At 43.7% G+C, this 15090-nt stretch carries 16 protein-coding genes; 5 read left to right on the top strand and 11 right to left on the bottom strand.

Annotated features, from left to right (window positions below):
• The first annotated feature begins 27 nt into the window (after positions 1 to 27).
• The 3 genes from ABIB39_RS07645 (at position 28) to ABIB39_RS07635 (ending at position 2269) form a co-directional block, all read left to right on the top strand.
• On the top strand, positions 28 to 510 hold the full coding sequence (locus ABIB39_RS07645; RefSeq protein ID WP_354428715.1) for a DUF4385 domain-containing protein: 483 nt from the start codon (positions 28 to 30) through the stop codon (positions 508 to 510).
• Positions 511 to 740: 230 nt separating this feature from the next.
• Entirely contained in the window at positions 741 to 977 is a 237-nt protein-coding gene (locus ABIB39_RS07640) for a hypothetical protein (protein WP_354428713.1), read from the top strand.
• 743 nt (positions 978 to 1720) lie between these two features.
• Positions 1721 to 2269 (top strand): hypothetical protein, encoded by a 549-nt coding sequence (locus tag ABIB39_RS07635; RefSeq protein ID WP_354428711.1) that lies wholly within the window; start codon positions 1721 to 1723, stop codon positions 2267 to 2269.
• Positions 2270 to 2475: 206 nt separating this feature from the next.
• Here the strand turns inward: ABIB39_RS07635 and ABIB39_RS07630 are convergent, their stop codons facing one another.
• The 6 genes from ABIB39_RS07630 to ABIB39_RS07605 all read right to left on the bottom strand — a co-directional run bounded on the left by ABIB39_RS07630 (position 2476) and on the right by ABIB39_RS07605 (position 6606).
• The gene (locus ABIB39_RS07630; protein ID WP_354428710.1) at positions 2476 to 3597 is read right to left on the bottom strand and encodes an ATP-binding protein; all 1122 of its coding nucleotides are present in this window, start codon (positions 3595 to 3597) and stop codon (positions 2476 to 2478) included.
• Positions 3598 to 3685: 88 nt separating this feature from the next.
• A complete protein-coding gene (locus tag ABIB39_RS07625) occupies positions 3686 to 4039 on the bottom strand; it encodes a hypothetical protein (RefSeq protein WP_354428708.1) in 354 nt (117 codons plus the stop codon).
• A gap of 129 nt (positions 4040 to 4168) precedes the next feature.
• Positions 4169 to 4582 (bottom strand): hypothetical protein, encoded by a 414-nt coding sequence (locus ABIB39_RS07620; protein ID WP_354428706.1) that lies wholly within the window; start codon positions 4580 to 4582, stop codon positions 4169 to 4171.
• A gap of 33 nt (positions 4583 to 4615) precedes the next feature.
• The gene (locus ABIB39_RS07615) at positions 4616 to 4882 is read right to left on the bottom strand and encodes a hypothetical protein (RefSeq protein WP_354428704.1); all 267 of its coding nucleotides are present in this window, start codon (positions 4880 to 4882) and stop codon (positions 4616 to 4618) included.
• Between the two features lie 953 nt (positions 4883 to 5835).
• Positions 5836 to 6273: a DUF3997 domain-containing protein gene (locus ABIB39_RS07610; RefSeq protein WP_354428702.1), complete on the bottom strand. Its 438-nt coding sequence runs from the start codon at positions 6271 to 6273 to the stop codon at positions 5836 to 5838.
• 81 nt (positions 6274 to 6354) lie between these two features.
• On the bottom strand, positions 6355 to 6606 hold the full coding sequence (locus ABIB39_RS07605; protein WP_354428701.1) for a hypothetical protein: 252 nt from the start codon (positions 6604 to 6606) through the stop codon (positions 6355 to 6357).
• Positions 6607 to 7161: 555 nt separating this feature from the next.
• Here ABIB39_RS07605 and ABIB39_RS07600 point away from each other — a divergent pair.
• Positions 7162 to 8562: an ATP-binding protein gene (locus ABIB39_RS07600; protein ID WP_354428699.1), complete on the top strand. Its 1401-nt coding sequence runs from the start codon at positions 7162 to 7164 to the stop codon at positions 8560 to 8562.
• A gap of 3 nt (positions 8563 to 8565) precedes the next feature.
• Complete coding sequence (locus tag ABIB39_RS07595) at positions 8566 to 10227, top strand: NAD(P)/FAD-dependent oxidoreductase (protein WP_354428697.1); 1662 nt, start codon at positions 8566 to 8568, stop codon at positions 10225 to 10227.
• 64 nt (positions 10228 to 10291) lie between these two features.
• On the opposite strand, the gene ABIB39_RS07590 is transcribed toward ABIB39_RS07595, so the two are convergent.
• The 5 genes from ABIB39_RS07590 to ABIB39_RS07570 form a co-directional block, all read right to left on the bottom strand.
• Positions 10292 to 11221, bottom strand: coding sequence for a bestrophin family protein (locus ABIB39_RS07590; RefSeq protein ID WP_354428695.1), 930 nt, complete (start codon positions 11219 to 11221; stop codon positions 10292 to 10294).
• Between the two features lie 21 nt (positions 11222 to 11242).
• On the bottom strand, positions 11243 to 11740 hold the full coding sequence (locus ABIB39_RS07585) for a hypothetical protein (RefSeq protein ID WP_354428693.1): 498 nt from the start codon (positions 11738 to 11740) through the stop codon (positions 11243 to 11245).
• A gap of 249 nt (positions 11741 to 11989) precedes the next feature.
• A complete protein-coding gene (locus tag ABIB39_RS07580; RefSeq protein WP_354428691.1) occupies positions 11990 to 13351 on the bottom strand; it encodes a sensor histidine kinase in 1362 nt (453 codons plus the stop codon).
• The gene (locus tag ABIB39_RS07575) at positions 13335 to 14030 is read right to left on the bottom strand and encodes a response regulator transcription factor (RefSeq protein ID WP_354428689.1); all 696 of its coding nucleotides are present in this window, start codon (positions 14028 to 14030) and stop codon (positions 13335 to 13337) included. The genes ABIB39_RS07580 and ABIB39_RS07575 overlap by 17 nt, the downstream gene beginning before the upstream one ends.
• A gap of 339 nt (positions 14031 to 14369) precedes the next feature.
• A complete protein-coding gene (locus ABIB39_RS07570; protein WP_354428688.1) occupies positions 14370 to 15041 on the bottom strand; it encodes an NAD-dependent epimerase/dehydratase family protein in 672 nt (223 codons plus the stop codon).
• Positions 15042 to 15090 lie beyond the last annotated feature (49 nt).

The following is a 15090-nucleotide window of genomic DNA, read 5'->3' as shown; positions in this document are numbered from 1 at the left end:
CCGGCAGGCAATAGCTGTTAATTAGCTATGGCCGATAAACCCTCGTACCTTAATTTTGATAAAGCCGCCTATCCATGGAAACCGGATATCGATTACCGCAAGCAGCCCGGGCATTACCGTGTGGGCAAAGGGGAACAAGGTGTGCTTATTTGCGAACCTTACAAAAGCGAGATAGGCCAGCACTGGCGTTTTAAAACCGAAGCCATCGCGCGGCAAAGCAGCGAGATAATTTACAGCATGTTTAACGACTATCTGGAACACGATAACTTTGTAGGCGCCGATATGGCCCGCAAGTTTTTGCAAATGGGCTACACCCGCGCCCGCCGCTATGCCAATTATAAAGGCGGCAAAAAATACGACGAGCAAAATAACTACGCGCAACTGGAACGTGGCACCGGCGAGGACGAAAAAGCCCGGGCAGCAGCCGTATTTTACAAGCTTTATAAACAAGCCGAAGCCAACCCGAAATACAAAGCCATGAAAACCGCGTGGAAGAAAGAAAAGGGATAGCCCACCAGGCAATACCTTAAAGATTATAAGGCAGGTAAATTCGATCAGCCAAAATCACCGGAATAAGCCTTCCTAAAACTTAATAACACGCCACCAAACTTTTTATCTGTTGAGAATTAATGCATTAGCCTTTAGCCCACCGAAACAGACAATTTACCGACAAACAAACCACAATATCAGGCGTTTTTATACGTCTCTATAGGACATCGCTCTACAACTACCTGCTATATATGAAACACAAAATTAAACTGCCCGATGGTACCGCTCAACTTATAGAAATTACCAGCGCTTACTTTAAAACCTGGCACGTGTGGAACATAAAATTCGCCGACGGCAAAGCTGCCACCTTGTTTAAACTGGGCAGCGAATGGATGCAGCGTAACGAAGATTTTTTAGACGAACAGATCCTTAACGCTATTGGTAAGCGCATAGATAGTATTTTGGTGAGAAGGAAGATGGCGTTTTAAGCAATTTATTGTATTGCGTTTTTAAGATAGTCCAGCGCTTTTATGAACGGCAGTCCGCTCATTGCCGCGGAGGGCTACTTCTTTTGTGTTGATACAAAAGGAAGCAAATACCAAGCGACAGCGAGCTCATGAACGCCTATAAAAACAAACAAAATGTGAATAAATCAGACAAAAAAATCCTTCCCCCCACAGGCATTTGCCCATCGGCCCCGGTTTTTTGTCGGCCCTACGCTCTTCAATAATTTAACAGTTAATCAATAAACAGTCACCCATTTTTTATTACCAGGTTTTCCTTTCCCCGTCAGACAAAACAGCTTCGCCTGAAATTGGGCAGAACAATGGTGGCCTTGTGCGCGGCAGGGGCATAGGGAACTTTTGCAGAAGCGGGGGATTGTGAAGTTGGGCAAAAGATTTCAAGCCCGTGGTTATGGCCGATTTGCGGCGGCGGGCCCGTGCGGCAAAGAAGCCTTTTTGCTGACTTGATTTTTGGTTACTTTGTATCAAGACAAAGTAACAGCCCTCCGCGGCTATTGAGCGGGCTACCGTAAATAGTAGCACTAACCGCATAACCCACCCACAAACTCATCTGATTGCCACGCTATCGCTCGCAATCACGGCTTTTTTAAAACCCCAACCACTCACTCCCCAACCACTCCCCACTCACTAAAACCACTCCCCCACTCATTACCCTAAAAACATAACCGTAAGGCAGTTATACTTGTATCAACAAACAAACAACCGCCATGAAAACATTAAAACTATCCATTGCCGTTCTGCTAACCTTGGCCATATCGGCCTGCAGCCAAATGAAAACCATAGGCCAAAGCATGCAGATGCCCGCCGGGATCGATAATACCGCGCCCCTGCCCACCGGCACCTATTTTATCGTGAATGGGTCTAAAGCCCTAACGCCTCTGCAGCCAACGGTTGCCCAAAACGTATTTCTGCGGCCATACAGTGGCAGCGGGATGCAAAAGTGGGAAGTAAAACAATTCCGCACTAAAAAAGGCTTCAGCTACACCATGCGTTTGGCGGGGACGGATAACATGTTCCTACAGCCAAATGCCGTTAAAGACCATACCCCAATGATAGGCCCTGCAGGCGCGGGCACAAGCTTCCGCATCTCGGCCGGGCCGGGCGCCAAAGAATGGTTCATCAAAAGCACATTTTATAATGGCGACGCCCTGCGCAGCTTTGTATATAGCGCCGATTCGGCAACCGAGATCCGTTTCGAAGCGGCCGAACCAACCGATAAATTCACCTGGAAATTTATCCCCACCACCACCGAATAATAAGCCGAAACAGTTCATAGTTAATTACCAATGCAAAGCCGCGTCCACTCGTTTGAGGATGCGGCTTTTGCTTTTTGGAGTCAATAAGGTTTTTATGAAAAGTAACGGCAGTTGTGCATGGGATGGGGTGATTCCGCTATGCGCTTATATGCACATAGGCCTTGCTCCCAATTATAGCACGCGGCATGCATGCGCCGGCAGGGGGTCTAAGCAACGTCAGGTAACGTGAACCAAAAGGACGACCCCTGCCCAAGTACACTATCTACTCCCATTTCGCCCCCATGCTGTTTTACGATCTCTGAACTAATGTAAAGCCCTATTCCGAGACCGGACTGGCTGTGCTGCCCATTGTCCGCCTTTTTAAAACGCTTAAAAATCGAAGTAACATCCTTATCGGCTATCCCGATACCCTTATCCTTCACCGTAATTTTAATAAAATGATCTTTATGTTCAACGCTTATCGAAATAGTTTTAGAATTTGGTGCATACTTTACCGCGTTATTAAGCAGATTAATCATTACCTGGTCAATTTTATACTGGTCAGCAAAGATCGGCAGTTTCATATCACCCGACTTTTCTACAGTATTTGTTCCATTCATAGCGATGTGGTTACAGCACCCATCTATTACGTCAGAAAATAAAAACATCGTTTTATTGAGTACAAGTTCTTCGTTAGACAGCACCGTCGTGATCAGCAGATCGTCAACCAACGCTCCAAGTTTTTTGGCATGGCGTTCCGAATTTTTCGCTAATTCAATCAGACGCTTATCTTCTATTTTTTTCTCCTGAATGATCCGGTTCATCAATTGAAGTGTTGCCCGCAAACTGGTGATGGGTGTTCTTAACTCATGGCTGGCAAGGTTTGTAAATGCATCTTTTTGCTTTTGCATTCTTAACTCCAGTTCTAAGGAGATCTCTTTCTGCTTTCTTAATGTAATATCGTTTTGTATGCCGATGTAATGGGTAACAATACCCTCCCTATCCTTTATAGGGGCTATATACAACTCGTTATAAAACATCGAGCCGTCTTTACGGTAGTTTGCCAGTTCAACATAACAATCAGAGCCAGCAGACAAGGCATCCTGTACTTTGTATCTTCCTATTTGTTCGCGGTTTTCTAATTGCAAAAACCTGCAGTTTTTTCCTAATATCTCTTCCCGGCTGTAGCCTGTCATTTCCTCAAAGGCGCTGTTGCAATATATAATAGGGTTATCCTCTTGCTGCCAGTCGGTTATTACCACTCCGCTTATAGATGCCCCCAAAGCTGCAATAAGTAATTGCTCCTGCCCCTCAATACTTTTTAATAATAATATGCCACGATCATCCATTTTCTTTACTGTATGTATAAATATATACAGCTAAAAAGTTGATTTGTGACAATTTTTTTAATTTTTAATTAAAAAGCTTACTCAGCTACTATTGGCTAACCAACAGGGCAGTTTTTAAGGCGTTAATAATGATTTCTTTAGTGATTTTTTTTGGATGTATTACAGGGGCGTGGAAGTTTTCTCTTCGCACCACCACATAACCGCTGTCCTGGCTCATTCGAAATGACAACGTGGTTATGGACACACGCGGCACGCGTGCGACAGCAAAAGGGCTGTCATGCTGAGCGATAGCGAAGTATCTATTATTGAACTGTGCAATCTCCGCCATGTAATCACTAACCGCACTCTCCACACTGTCATTTCGAGGGAAGCGCAGCGTCGAGAAATCTTCTGTAAGCGATGTGTAAACGTGCTGGGCGTAGAAGATTTCTCTTCGCCCCACCGCGCAGCCTTACCCTGACTCATTCGAAATGACAGGGTGATTAGAGACACACGCGGCACGCGTGCGCCAGCAAAAGGGTTAATTTAAGCATACGCAACATACTTGCGCAGTAAAACAAGCTAACATATATCAATTGACTACGAAATACCAACTGAATCCCGGCGTCTTTTTTCTCATATATTTTTTTATCTCATTAATACTTGATACCGTAATGCATGAGGTCTTTGTCTTTATAGTAATTGGATTTATAAAAGTATAAAACGAAGGTGGTATTGATAAATTACCACTTTTTATCAAAAAATCCTCCTTAGGGTAAATTTTATAACCTATCCCTGTGCAACAATCTCCTCTAGCCGCGATAACCTCTCTACTTTTAAGTCTTAAAGAATCTGTTACCCGTCCTTGGATTTTAGCCATATCTTGACCAACGTAAATCTGAACGGTATCGCCACTATTATTCCTTACGTATAACTTATATCCTGGATCACAGCTACTAAATGACCACAAAAAAAAGCAGGCTAACAATGTTTTAATAATCTTCATATCTTACGAGTATCAGTTGTTGCGTTTTTGTGTTTAGTTACTAAAAACGATTACGGTAGAATCTTTCATAATATCTTTTTCCGATAATATAAACAATTTCAGCACCTTACTTTCCAAGATCTGTGGCTTCGTTTGATACTTCATACACGTATCAGCATTTAGTACATAAACCATCAATCTACTATTGGGATTATATTTTAAAAACTCCTTTACACTTTTCATGTGGTCAACAAAAAGCATTTCTTTATGTAAAGGTGTGGTAAAGTAATGGTTTGGTGTCTGGAAATACAAAACGCTCATTATTAAACGCACTGTCTTTTAATAGTCTAATTTCATGAAATTCTGTGATATTGAACTTTGAGTTATTTAATAAATAGATTGAATTGTCAAATGGATGGCAACCTGCGATACTAATATCAAAATGCAATAAATTGCAATTTTCTTACTCATACAAACCTTTATAATTACTTATTAAATTTAATAAGTTTTAGATTTTCATTAGAATTGGATTTAAAGTAAACCGTTTTTTTCACCCCATCAACGCTATAACTCAAATTGGTCAATCCAAAACGAGCTTTTATTTTAAGTATATCAGCAATCCGCACCTCAAATTTGGCTTTATATAACGGTTCTACTATTAGTATCTCGTCATTTTGATTGTAATACACATCCTCTAACAATGGATACCTCCAAATTCCACCTACGAGAAATTGGAGTAACGCTATAACTAAATAAGCGATGGAAAAGGGCCAAAAATTAATGTTTATAATGCCCACAATTAAAAATATGTGAACCACTACCCCTAAGCTTGAGAATATAATTTTGTAGAAGACAAGGTTATCGGTTGAAAGCTTAATCATACAACTAAAATACTGTGAAATTATAACTATTCAAATTACCGCTGGCGCAAGCGTGCCGCGTGTGCCTCACTAATGCAACTATCCACGCCCTAATCAAAGTCAAAACCAAGACAAAATCATCACCAAAAAGGGTGTCCCGTTTTATCCCGTTCAGAGACCAATTTGTACCGTTTATGCAATCTTAAAGGCGAACCAAAGTCGAAAAAAGACGAAAAAAACCATAAAAACAAGGTGTCCCATTCTGTCCCATTCAGAAACCAGTGAGACACCTTTTCGAAATTTCAAACACTTAATAATCAGATACTTATATTTTAATTTGACTACTTATTTACAAAAGTCAAATAATTAACTAATTCATTATCAATATCTTGTATTTTTCTTATTCATATTTACTTATTCAAGATCTTTAAACACACGCGTAAAACCAATGTCTTTTATTTTTAATTCCTCTCTCTTTTGTTCAAATTCGTATGAGGTTAACGGTCCGTAAAAGCTTTTTTCAACCGATCTATTGAGCCTGTTCTTCAACGGAATGATGTAATAATTGATGACTGACTTGTTTTTATCAGGAAAATCTTTTGGGTGCTGCTTTACGATAATAAAGCTATCATTTTGGCCTACTGCATGTACTGTAGCCTTAATTACCCCAACTCCATATTTCCCATCTTGATATCCTATATGCATGTCTTTATTTACATCCATTGCATTTAAATAATAACCTCCTTTAAGTTTTTCCTGATGGGCTTCTCCAAAACAACTTAAAAGTAAGATGGGTATTATGATCGTGAATAAAGCAAATTTGAATATTTTCATGCTGCTATTAACTTCCATTAGTAAAAAATTCGACACTATTAACTTTAAGATTTTACGGGTGTGATTCATTAAATAACTATATCAAGCAATGTAATTTAGTCAACGCAGTAAATCATTAAGGTCTTCGATAGTAAGTTCAAAAAGAAGCTTATCTATATGATCAGCAGCGTTTAAGATAGCATGTTGATTATCTATATCATCCGCGGAGCTTAATTTTAATTCAGTTAGGCAGTCAAGTCCCGTATTTCCGATTTTATAACTTTCAATAATTATTGGCACGTATGAAATATATTCAGAATATGGCCAGCGCGAGTCTGCTATGTCAACTCCAATAGGATTCCACTGCGCCAAAGCGTTATTTATTTCGATTATTATCTTATTTTATTCATGATTAAAATACTACGAAAATTCATTTTATTAATTTATTAAAGTAATATAAATTTTTTTAATGTTTAACGCTGCAAAGTTTATAATTGACACATGTGCCACGCCACTGCAAACTACCAATGCCCACCCAAGTTAAAATTGAAAGTGTAAATCAATTCCAATATTGAGAACCAATAGTGTAAACCTTCTTCAGGACGGATCAAAAAACAGGGTGTCTCACCCTGTCCCACTCTGTACCGTTTTTTGCAGAATGGGACACCCATTTTATTTTTCAAATATCTTATTATCAATTATTTATATTTTTAGCTGACCATTTTAATAAATTAGTCAACATTTTAAATAACTTATTATCAATGGATTGCATTTAATTTCTCATTCCTGTCATAAATAGTGGGACACCCCGGTGCAGCAGATAGAAAAAGAGGGCTATTTGCGGCTGCTTTTTTGGTGGTTAACGGCTAACCTGCCTTGTGGTAAACCATAAATACCGTTATACTTGTATAACATTACCACCGCCGCATGACTAACGTAACTTTAGCCGATTTAAAGGCTTTCCCTGCCCTGCAAGATGTCCCGGATGATCAGTTGGAATGGCTGCTCGCCAACGGACAAACCATGGAGTTTGAAGAAGGCGTCCGCGTTTTTGAAAAAGGCGAGGCGCTGGACGGTACGATATTCATGATAGAGGGCCGCATCCGCGTGTGTGCCGAGCAAAATGGCAAACTGCGCGAGGTGTTCGTGATAAAGCCGCAGTCCATTACCGGTTACCTGCCCTTTAGCCGCGGCACCAATACTTTCGGCTATGGCGAGGCAGTAGAGGATTGCCGCATGCTACGCGTGCCCAAGGTAAAACTGCACGATGCCATCAAACTGCATTACGAACTTATTGCCGCCCTCGTCCACACCATGACCACCCGCGTGCGCGATTTTACGTCGCAGCAGCAGCAAAACGAAAAGATGTTTGCGCTTGGTAAACTATCGGCAGGCTTAGCGCACGAGTTGAATAACCCGGCATCGGCTATCAGCAGGGGCGCATCGTCGCTACAAAGCCAGATCAAACGCCTGCCCGAAATTTTCAAGGAGGTGGCGGCGCTCAATATCGTGCCCGAAAAATTGGATACCATAAACCAGATCCTCATCAGCAAAACCCACCAAACCGACCGCCCCGCCCTCAGCATGATGCAGCGCGCCGACCTGGAGGACGAACTAAGCAACTGGCTAAACAGCCACGGCATAAAAGATTTCGACATAGCAGAAAACCTAACCGAGTTTGGCTTTACACCCGATGACCTTGAGCATATGAACACTTGTACGCCGCAGCCCCAGTTAAGCGTTGTGTTGGATTGGATGAGCAACTACCTGCTGCAAGAAAAAATGGTGTCGGATATTAAGGAATCTTCCGGCCGCATTTCAGAACTGGTTAGCTCGGTAAAAACTTTTACCCACATGGATAGGGATACCGATAAGCAGCCGCTGGATATCCACGCCGGCATCCGCAACACCATCACCATGCTCAACTATAAACTGCGCAAGGGCAACATCAAGATAGAGGAAGATTTTGACCTGAAACTGCCGCTTGTAAAAGCCCTGGCCGGCGAGCTTAACCAGGTTTGGACCAACATTATAGATAATGCCATAGATGCCATGGAAGCGAACGGCAGCGGCATAATAACCATCCGCACCCAACTGGACAGAGATTATGTGTGCGTTTACATTAAAGACAACGGCGTGGGCATCCCCGAAGAGGTGCAGTCGCAGGTGTTCGATCCGTTTTTCACCACCAAGGATATGGGCAAAGGCACCGGCCTTGGGCTGGATGTGGTTACCCGCATTATCCGCCAGCATAATGGCACCGTAAAAGTGGCCTCGGTACCCGGCAATACCGAATTTACCGTTTGTTTCCCCCTAAAAGACAACTAAGCAATGGATCAACTCCCTATCATATTTGTAATTGACGACGACCAGCAAGTACTGCGCGCCATAAGCCGCGACCTTAAAAATCATTACCGGCAGGACTACCGCATCCTGAGCACCGATTCGGTAAAGGAGGCTTTAGACAGCCTGCTCGAACTTAAAAATAAAGGCGAAGTAGTGGCCCTTTTCCTGAGCGACCAGCGTATGCCCGAAATGGAGGGTGTAGACTTTTTATGCCGTACCACCTCCATCTTCCCCAATGCCAAACGTGTTTTATTAACCGCTTATGCCGATACGGATGCCGCTATCAAAGCCATCAACGAGGTTAAATTAGATTACTACCTCACCAAACCCTGGGACCCGCCCGAGGAAAAACTATACCCCATCCTAACCGATCTGCTGGAGGATTGGCAAGGCCATTACCGTCCCGATTTTAGGGGGATAAAGGTGATAGGCTACCAATACTCCCCGAAATCGCACGATATTAAGGAATTCCTGTCGGGTTACCTGGTGCCTTACCTTTGGATGGACGCCAATACCGAGGACGCCCAAAAAATCGTCGCCCTTAATAAACTGGATACTAAAGAATTGCCCGCTATTATTTTCGCGGATGGTACGTTGTTGAAAAACCCGGCAGTAAAGGATATTGCCGCCAAGATAGGCCTTAACCAGGAAGCCAAAAACGAGCTTTATGATGTAGTCATCATCGGTGCAGGCCCTGCCGGGCTGGCAGCTTCAGTTTATGGATCATCTGAAGGATTAAAAACCCTGCTGATAGAAAAGAAAGTACCCGGCGGGCAGGCAGGCACAAGCTCGCGCATCGAAAATTACCTGGGCTTCCCGGCAGGACTTAGCGGCGCTGACCTTACACGCAGGGCCATTACCCAATCGGCCCGTTTTGGTACCGATTTTTTATCGCCCCAGGCTGTGAAAGAAATTAAGCTGAAAGACAATTATAAAACACTGATCCTGGACGATGGCAAGGAGGTTATCACCAAAGCGGTTATCATAACCACAGGTGTAGATTACCGCCATTTAAATACACCGGGCATCGATAAATTTACCGGCGCGGGCATCTACTATGGTGCCGCCATGACGGAGGCTGCATCTTGCAAAGACAAACACGTTTTCGTGGTGGGGGGAGGCAATTCTGCCGGGCAAGCGGCCATGTACCTGTCCAAATTCGCCAAAGAGGTTTTCATCCTTATCAGGAAAGAAAGCCTGGCAGAAACCATGTCGTCATACCTGATAGACCAATTGGGCAACCAAAGCAATATTACACTGATGCCGTTTAGCGAGATCACCGAGGCATTGGGCGACAGCAACCTGCAGCAATTGAAAATTCAGAACCTGAAAAACAAAGAGGAAACTACGGTTGAGGCAGATGCGCTGTACATTTTCATCGGCGCAAAACCATATACCGACTGGCTTTGCAAGGACATCATCACCAATGGCAAGGGTTTTATAGAAACCGGCCGCGATCTTAACCTGTGTTCTGATTTTGAAAAGATCTGGAAAGGCAACCGTGACCCTTACTTGTTAGAAACCAGTTGCCCGGGTATTTTTGCCGCAGGCGATGTACGTGCCGGCGCCATGAACCGGGTAGCATCTGCCGTAGGGGAAGGCTCTATGGCAATAAGCTTTGTGCATAAATACTTGAACGAAGTATAATCAAGCCGATAAAAAAACAAAGGCCGGGAGCCCTCACAACTCACCGGCCTTTTTATAAAACTAATTATAGGATATAAAACACTTTTGATTTATTGTAGGATGCGCCATTTACGGGCTCTTCCTGCTTGTAATTCTCTTTCAGCATTTGTTTGATATCGCGTTCTATGGTGCGCGATATGGTAGTTGTTGGGGTATCGGTGGGTTTGTTCTCAAATGGGTCCTGCAGGTGGATGGCCATATTCTCTATCAAAAAGAAAGAAGAGGCTATCGCGATAACCAGCGGCACTTCTATCACACCAAAAAACTCTATCAACCCAAACGGCAGCAACAACACAAACAACAATACCGACAGGTGGATATAAACACTATACGTAGCCGGGAACACCGTGTTCTTGATGCGTTCGCAACCACCCATCTCGTTACTGAAACGGGTTAAGGTTTCGTCCATAGCTACTTGTTGGTACTCGTTTATCCAGCCCAGTTTGTAGGCGCTGCGCAAGTCGGCACCCTGTAGTTCTAAAAGGCCCATCGGTACGTTATCGTAACGTTTAACATGCTCCAAGTCTTCCGGGCAAAGCAAGCGGTCGAGGCCCTGCAAGGGGTTCTCTTTGCGCAGGTGATGGCTTAGGCTGTAGCACCAGGCTATCTGGCGTTTGGCCACGCGTTCGCAAAAGTCCTTCTGCTCTTGCTCGGCGTAAGGGGCATCAACAAAAGTTAACAGTTGGCGGGTTAGGCTGCGGGTATCGTTTACAATTGCGCCCCAAAGGGTACGTGCCTCCCACCAGCGGTCGTAAGCCTGGTTAGATTTAAAGGCAAGCAGCAGCGATATTACCGTACCCAAAATGGTAGGTACCGCAATTGGTATAGATATGCGGGTAAAGTGAAACGTGCTGTACATTACAGCGATAAAAACCGAGTACACGGTTACCAGCAACACTTCTTTTTTGATCTTCCCGAAGATGTAGGTAACGGGGATATTTTCTTTTAATAACATAATGGCAGATGTTTTTAGGGGTTATACTTCTAACAATTCTTCGTGCTGATTAGCAGGAACGGCGTCTTTTTGTTGGCGCACCATTTTAGCGTACTCGCCTTTGGGGACGTTAATTACCGGCAGGCCCGAGCGTTTAATGAGCAGGCCCGGGTCAACGCTTGATTGATGGATGGGCGTGAAAGTGTAGCTGTCGCTTTCTAAAACCACGTCCACCTCGTTATGCTCAATAAAATCCTTAAACATGCTCAGCGTACTGCCGTAAAGGAAATCTATCCTGATGTTTTGGATCTGCGGGTATTGGGCGCGCAGCACATTGCAGTAGCGGTAAAACTCGTCGCTCACCTTTTCGTACTCGCGGCTGCGGCGGCTAAGCATCAGCAGGTCGGTGTAGGAGTCTGACAGTTTAAAAACGTGTACAAATACAAGGTTTAGTTCCTCGTTTTTAAATTGGCGGCAAACCGTGTGGATGCTATCTAATGAGGTTGCCTGGTAATCGGTTGGGATCAATATGGTTTTCATGGGTAGATGTTTTAAGTTAAACCTTGTGTTATTGCTTATTACAATGCTACCTACAGCCCATTAAAATGAATTAAGAGCGCTATTAGAAGTTTATTAGAATTTGACGCTTATTGAGTGATATCAAAGAATTGATTATCAGTTAATAAAACCGATAAGAATAACGATTGAGGACGACTTATTAGAAAGTTATTAGAAGCGGTGTGACGATTCTTGGTCTTGTGAAGGTTGGTTTCCTTTTCATGAGCAGCACTATCCTGCTACCGGCAGCAAAATCTGTATTTCTGTCCCCACCAGCTCTTCCGAACTGATGCCAATACTGCCTTTGTGCAGGCGGATGATGTTCAGCGTTAGCGGCAGGCCAATACCGTGACCCTTAAAATCGCCGGTGTTTGACGCGCGGAAAAATGGCTGAAATATATGCTGTTGCTCGTGCTCGGGGATTCCAATTCCTTTATCGGCTACTTTAATAATAATGTGGCCGTCCTGCGCGGTAACCTGTATGCCTACCGGACGGTTGTTGGAGTATTTACAAGCATTGAGCACAATATTGCTTACAGCCAGTTGCAGCAGGTTTACATTGCCTTCGGTATAAAGCAGGCGTTCATCATCCGGCATGGCCGAAAAATCAAGATCGATAATGCTGTTACGGTCTATCTTTTTTACCGAATCGGCGACACCCATCACCAGCTCATCTACCCTTATCCTGGTCCAGTTTTGCTTTTTACCGTCGAAACCTGTTTGAGCTAAACCAAGCAGACTTGCTAAAATATGCCCAAGCTTTTCGGCCTCGGCTAATATTGTTTTGGCAGACTCCCGGCCCTCTTCGGTAACCTTATCCCCTTTCAGCAGCAGCTGGGTTTCGCCGCTGATGATGGTTAACGGGGTGCGCAATTCATGCGAGGCGTTACTTACAAAGTTGTTCTGCGTTTCAAAGGCGGTTTCCAATCGGGTTAGCATATTGTTGAATGTCAGCACCAGTTCGGCTATCTCGTCCTTTCCCTTTACCTCGTCCAGCCGCATGTGCAGATTATTGGCTGTTATATTTTTTACGCTTTTGATGATGCCGCGTACAGGCTGCACCGTGTAGTATGAGAAGATCTTACCCGCTACATACGTAAGCAGGATAGAAACCACGAAAATTATGAGGAGCACCCGCTTCAATTGTTCCAGTTCCTTAAAGCCGTAGGGATCATTAGCCGTTACAATTACGATATATTTTTCGCCGTGCACGGTAAACAGCCCCCCCGCATAAAAATGATTTTGCTGCGTATATCGTTCTTTCTTCTTTTTCAGTATGTTTTGGTAAAACTCATCGGGCAGGTTTACAACCTTGTTGTATGATGGCGATCTGGTGGTGTCTAACTTAATGATATACTCCTGCTCGTTCGCCAGTTTTTCGAGATAACGGGTACGCACTTCTTTGTAGGCCGCCGATTCTTTATCCGGGTGGATGTTGGTTTCGGCGGTAAGGTTTACGCGTGCTTCCAGTCGTTTAAAAAAATCCTCGAAGCTAAATTCAGATACAAAATAAAATATAGACGCGTTGAGTAATACCAGGCCTATGGTAGAAATTACGACAAACAGCAGGGTTATCTTAGTTTGAAGCTTCATCCCCGCCCTCTTTAAAAATATAACCCATCCCAAATACGGTATGGATCAATTTGCTATCATAGCCCGTATCTATCTTTTTACGCAGGTAGTTCACATACACATCAACCACGTTGGTGCCCATATTAAAATCGATATCCCAAACATTCTCCAGAATTTGGATGCGCGATAGCACCATATTTTGGTTCTTGGCAAAGTACTCCAATAAATGATATTCTGTTGCGGTAAGCGAAATCGCTTTACCCGCACGTTTGGCTGTTTTTGAAACGGTATCTATCTCCAGGTTGGCAATGGTAAGTACATTTTTGGGCGCGCTGCCAGCCTTGCTGCGGCGTACCAATGTACGGATGCGGGCTTCGAGCTCGGCAAATTTAAAGGGCTTTGCCAGGTAATCGTCTGCCCCGCTGTTGAGGCCGGTAACAATGTTTTCAGTACTGTTTAGGGCGGTCAGCATCAGGATAGCCACGGTATCATCCCGCTTGCGGATCTCTTTACAAACTTGGATGCCGTTCATGCCCGGCAGCATAATATCCAGCAATATAATGTCGAATTTATGCGCCTGCGCCATCTCCAACCCCATGATACCATCGGCAGCTACACTCACTTCCATACTTGCATCAGTTAAGCCGCGCACGATTACCGATACCAATCCCGGTTCATCCTCTACAAGCAGTACTTTCATTTAATTGGGGTTACGGAACTTAGAACCATCTGCCCAAAATAAATGTTTTAACTTATTAAGGCGATTAATTTTTGAACAAAGCGTCTTTTGATAGCCAAAAAAGGCAAAAACAAAAAGCGCCATACACGAAAAATCCCCCGAATTTCCGTTTATGGCACTTAATTGTATTAACTAATAAGGTTTAGGTGTTCTTATTAACGATGTAAAGCTACTTCACCCGCAAAAAAATCCATAGGCTGTAAAACACCTTTAATTAGGTTATTTTCCACCTATTAAAATTTCACAGAAAGCACTTGCAAATTATTGCAGGGCACTTTCTTATATACCGCACTGTTATTGTTAAGCTGTTTTGCCAAGGGCAATGATATCCTTACCCTCTATAACTGGTTTGGCGTAACCATCACGTGTAACCTTTATCATGGCCTCTGCTATCTCCCTTACCTGGGCAAACCCGCCGGAATATAACGATCTGCCTATCGGGTACATCCAGGCAATAAATTTAAAAAGCTTGTTTACCCGCGTTTGCCCTTCTATCGGTTTTATAAAACCCGGCCTAAAGGCAAACACCTGTTTAAATGGCAGCTTCATCAGGTCGTTCTCGGTTTTCCCTTTTACGGCTGCCCAGCCTGTCCCTTTTTCTTTACTATCGGTACCTGCGCCGGATACATAGCAGAAGGTCATATCCGTGTTTAGCGCCGCAAGTGTTTGGGCAACACCAAGGGTAATCATATAAGTGGTTTTGTAATAATCGTCCCTACTTACCCCTACCGACGAGATGCCGAGGCAAAAGTAGCAGGCATCATAGCCCACCAATTGATCCTCAATAGGCATCAGGTTATAAAAATCGGTGTGGACAATCTCGGTTAGTTTAGGGTGGTTATATCCCGATGCCTTACGGTTGATGATGAGCACAGCCTCTACATCCGCGTGTTGTAAACACTGTATCATTACGCCCTCGCCAACCATGCCGGTAGCGCCTGTTATAATCACCTTTAACTTTTTGCCTGCCATGTTTGTAAATATCTACTTAAACAAGCAAGTTATGGTAAGGGTTTTGCAA

Origin of the sequence: Mucilaginibacter sp. UYP27, assembly GCF_040547175.1 — a bacterium.
Lineage (GTDB): Bacteria > Bacteroidota > Bacteroidia > Sphingobacteriales > Sphingobacteriaceae > Mucilaginibacter.
Note: the sequence above shows the minus strand (reverse complement) of the source record. Positions and strands in the feature narration are given on the sequence as shown.

Excerpts from the sequence above, each read along its gene's own strand:
- ABIB39_RS07645 (WP_354428715.1), top strand. The coding sequence starts at position 28 with ATGGCCGATAAACCCTCGTACCTTAATTTTGATAAAGCCGCCTATCCA.
- ABIB39_RS07640 (WP_354428713.1), top strand. The coding sequence starts at position 741 with ATGAAACACAAAATTAAACTGCCCGATGGTACCGCTCAACTTATAGAA.
- ABIB39_RS07635 (WP_354428711.1), top strand. The coding sequence starts at position 1,721 with ATGAAAACATTAAAACTATCCATTGCCGTTCTGCTAACCTTGGCCATA.
- ABIB39_RS07630 (WP_354428710.1), bottom strand. The coding sequence starts at position 3,597 with ATGGATGATCGTGGCATATTATTATTAAAAAGTATTGAGGGGCAGGAG.
- ABIB39_RS07620 (WP_354428706.1), bottom strand. The coding sequence starts at position 4,582 with ATGAAGATTATTAAAACATTGTTAGCCTGCTTTTTTTTGTGGTCATTT.
- ABIB39_RS07615 (WP_354428704.1), bottom strand. The coding sequence starts at position 4,882 with ATGAGCGTTTTGTATTTCCAGACACCAAACCATTACTTTACCACACCT.
- ABIB39_RS07610 (WP_354428702.1), bottom strand. The coding sequence starts at position 6,273 with ATGGAAGTTAATAGCAGCATGAAAATATTCAAATTTGCTTTATTCACG.
- ABIB39_RS07600 (WP_354428699.1), top strand. The coding sequence starts at position 7,162 with ATGACTAACGTAACTTTAGCCGATTTAAAGGCTTTCCCTGCCCTGCAA.
- ABIB39_RS07595 (WP_354428697.1), top strand. The coding sequence starts at position 8,566 with ATGGATCAACTCCCTATCATATTTGTAATTGACGACGACCAGCAAGTA.
- ABIB39_RS07590 (WP_354428695.1), bottom strand. The coding sequence starts at position 11,221 with ATGTTATTAAAAGAAAATATCCCCGTTACCTACATCTTCGGGAAGATC.
- ABIB39_RS07585 (WP_354428693.1), bottom strand. The coding sequence starts at position 11,740 with ATGAAAACCATATTGATCCCAACCGATTACCAGGCAACCTCATTAGAT.
- ABIB39_RS07580 (WP_354428691.1), bottom strand. The coding sequence starts at position 13,351 with ATGAAGCTTCAAACTAAGATAACCCTGCTGTTTGTCGTAATTTCTACC.
- ABIB39_RS07575 (WP_354428689.1), bottom strand. The coding sequence starts at position 14,030 with ATGAAAGTACTGCTTGTAGAGGATGAACCGGGATTGGTATCGGTAATC.
- ABIB39_RS07570 (WP_354428688.1), bottom strand. The coding sequence starts at position 15,041 with ATGGCAGGCAAAAAGTTAAAGGTGATTATAACAGGCGCTACCGGCATG.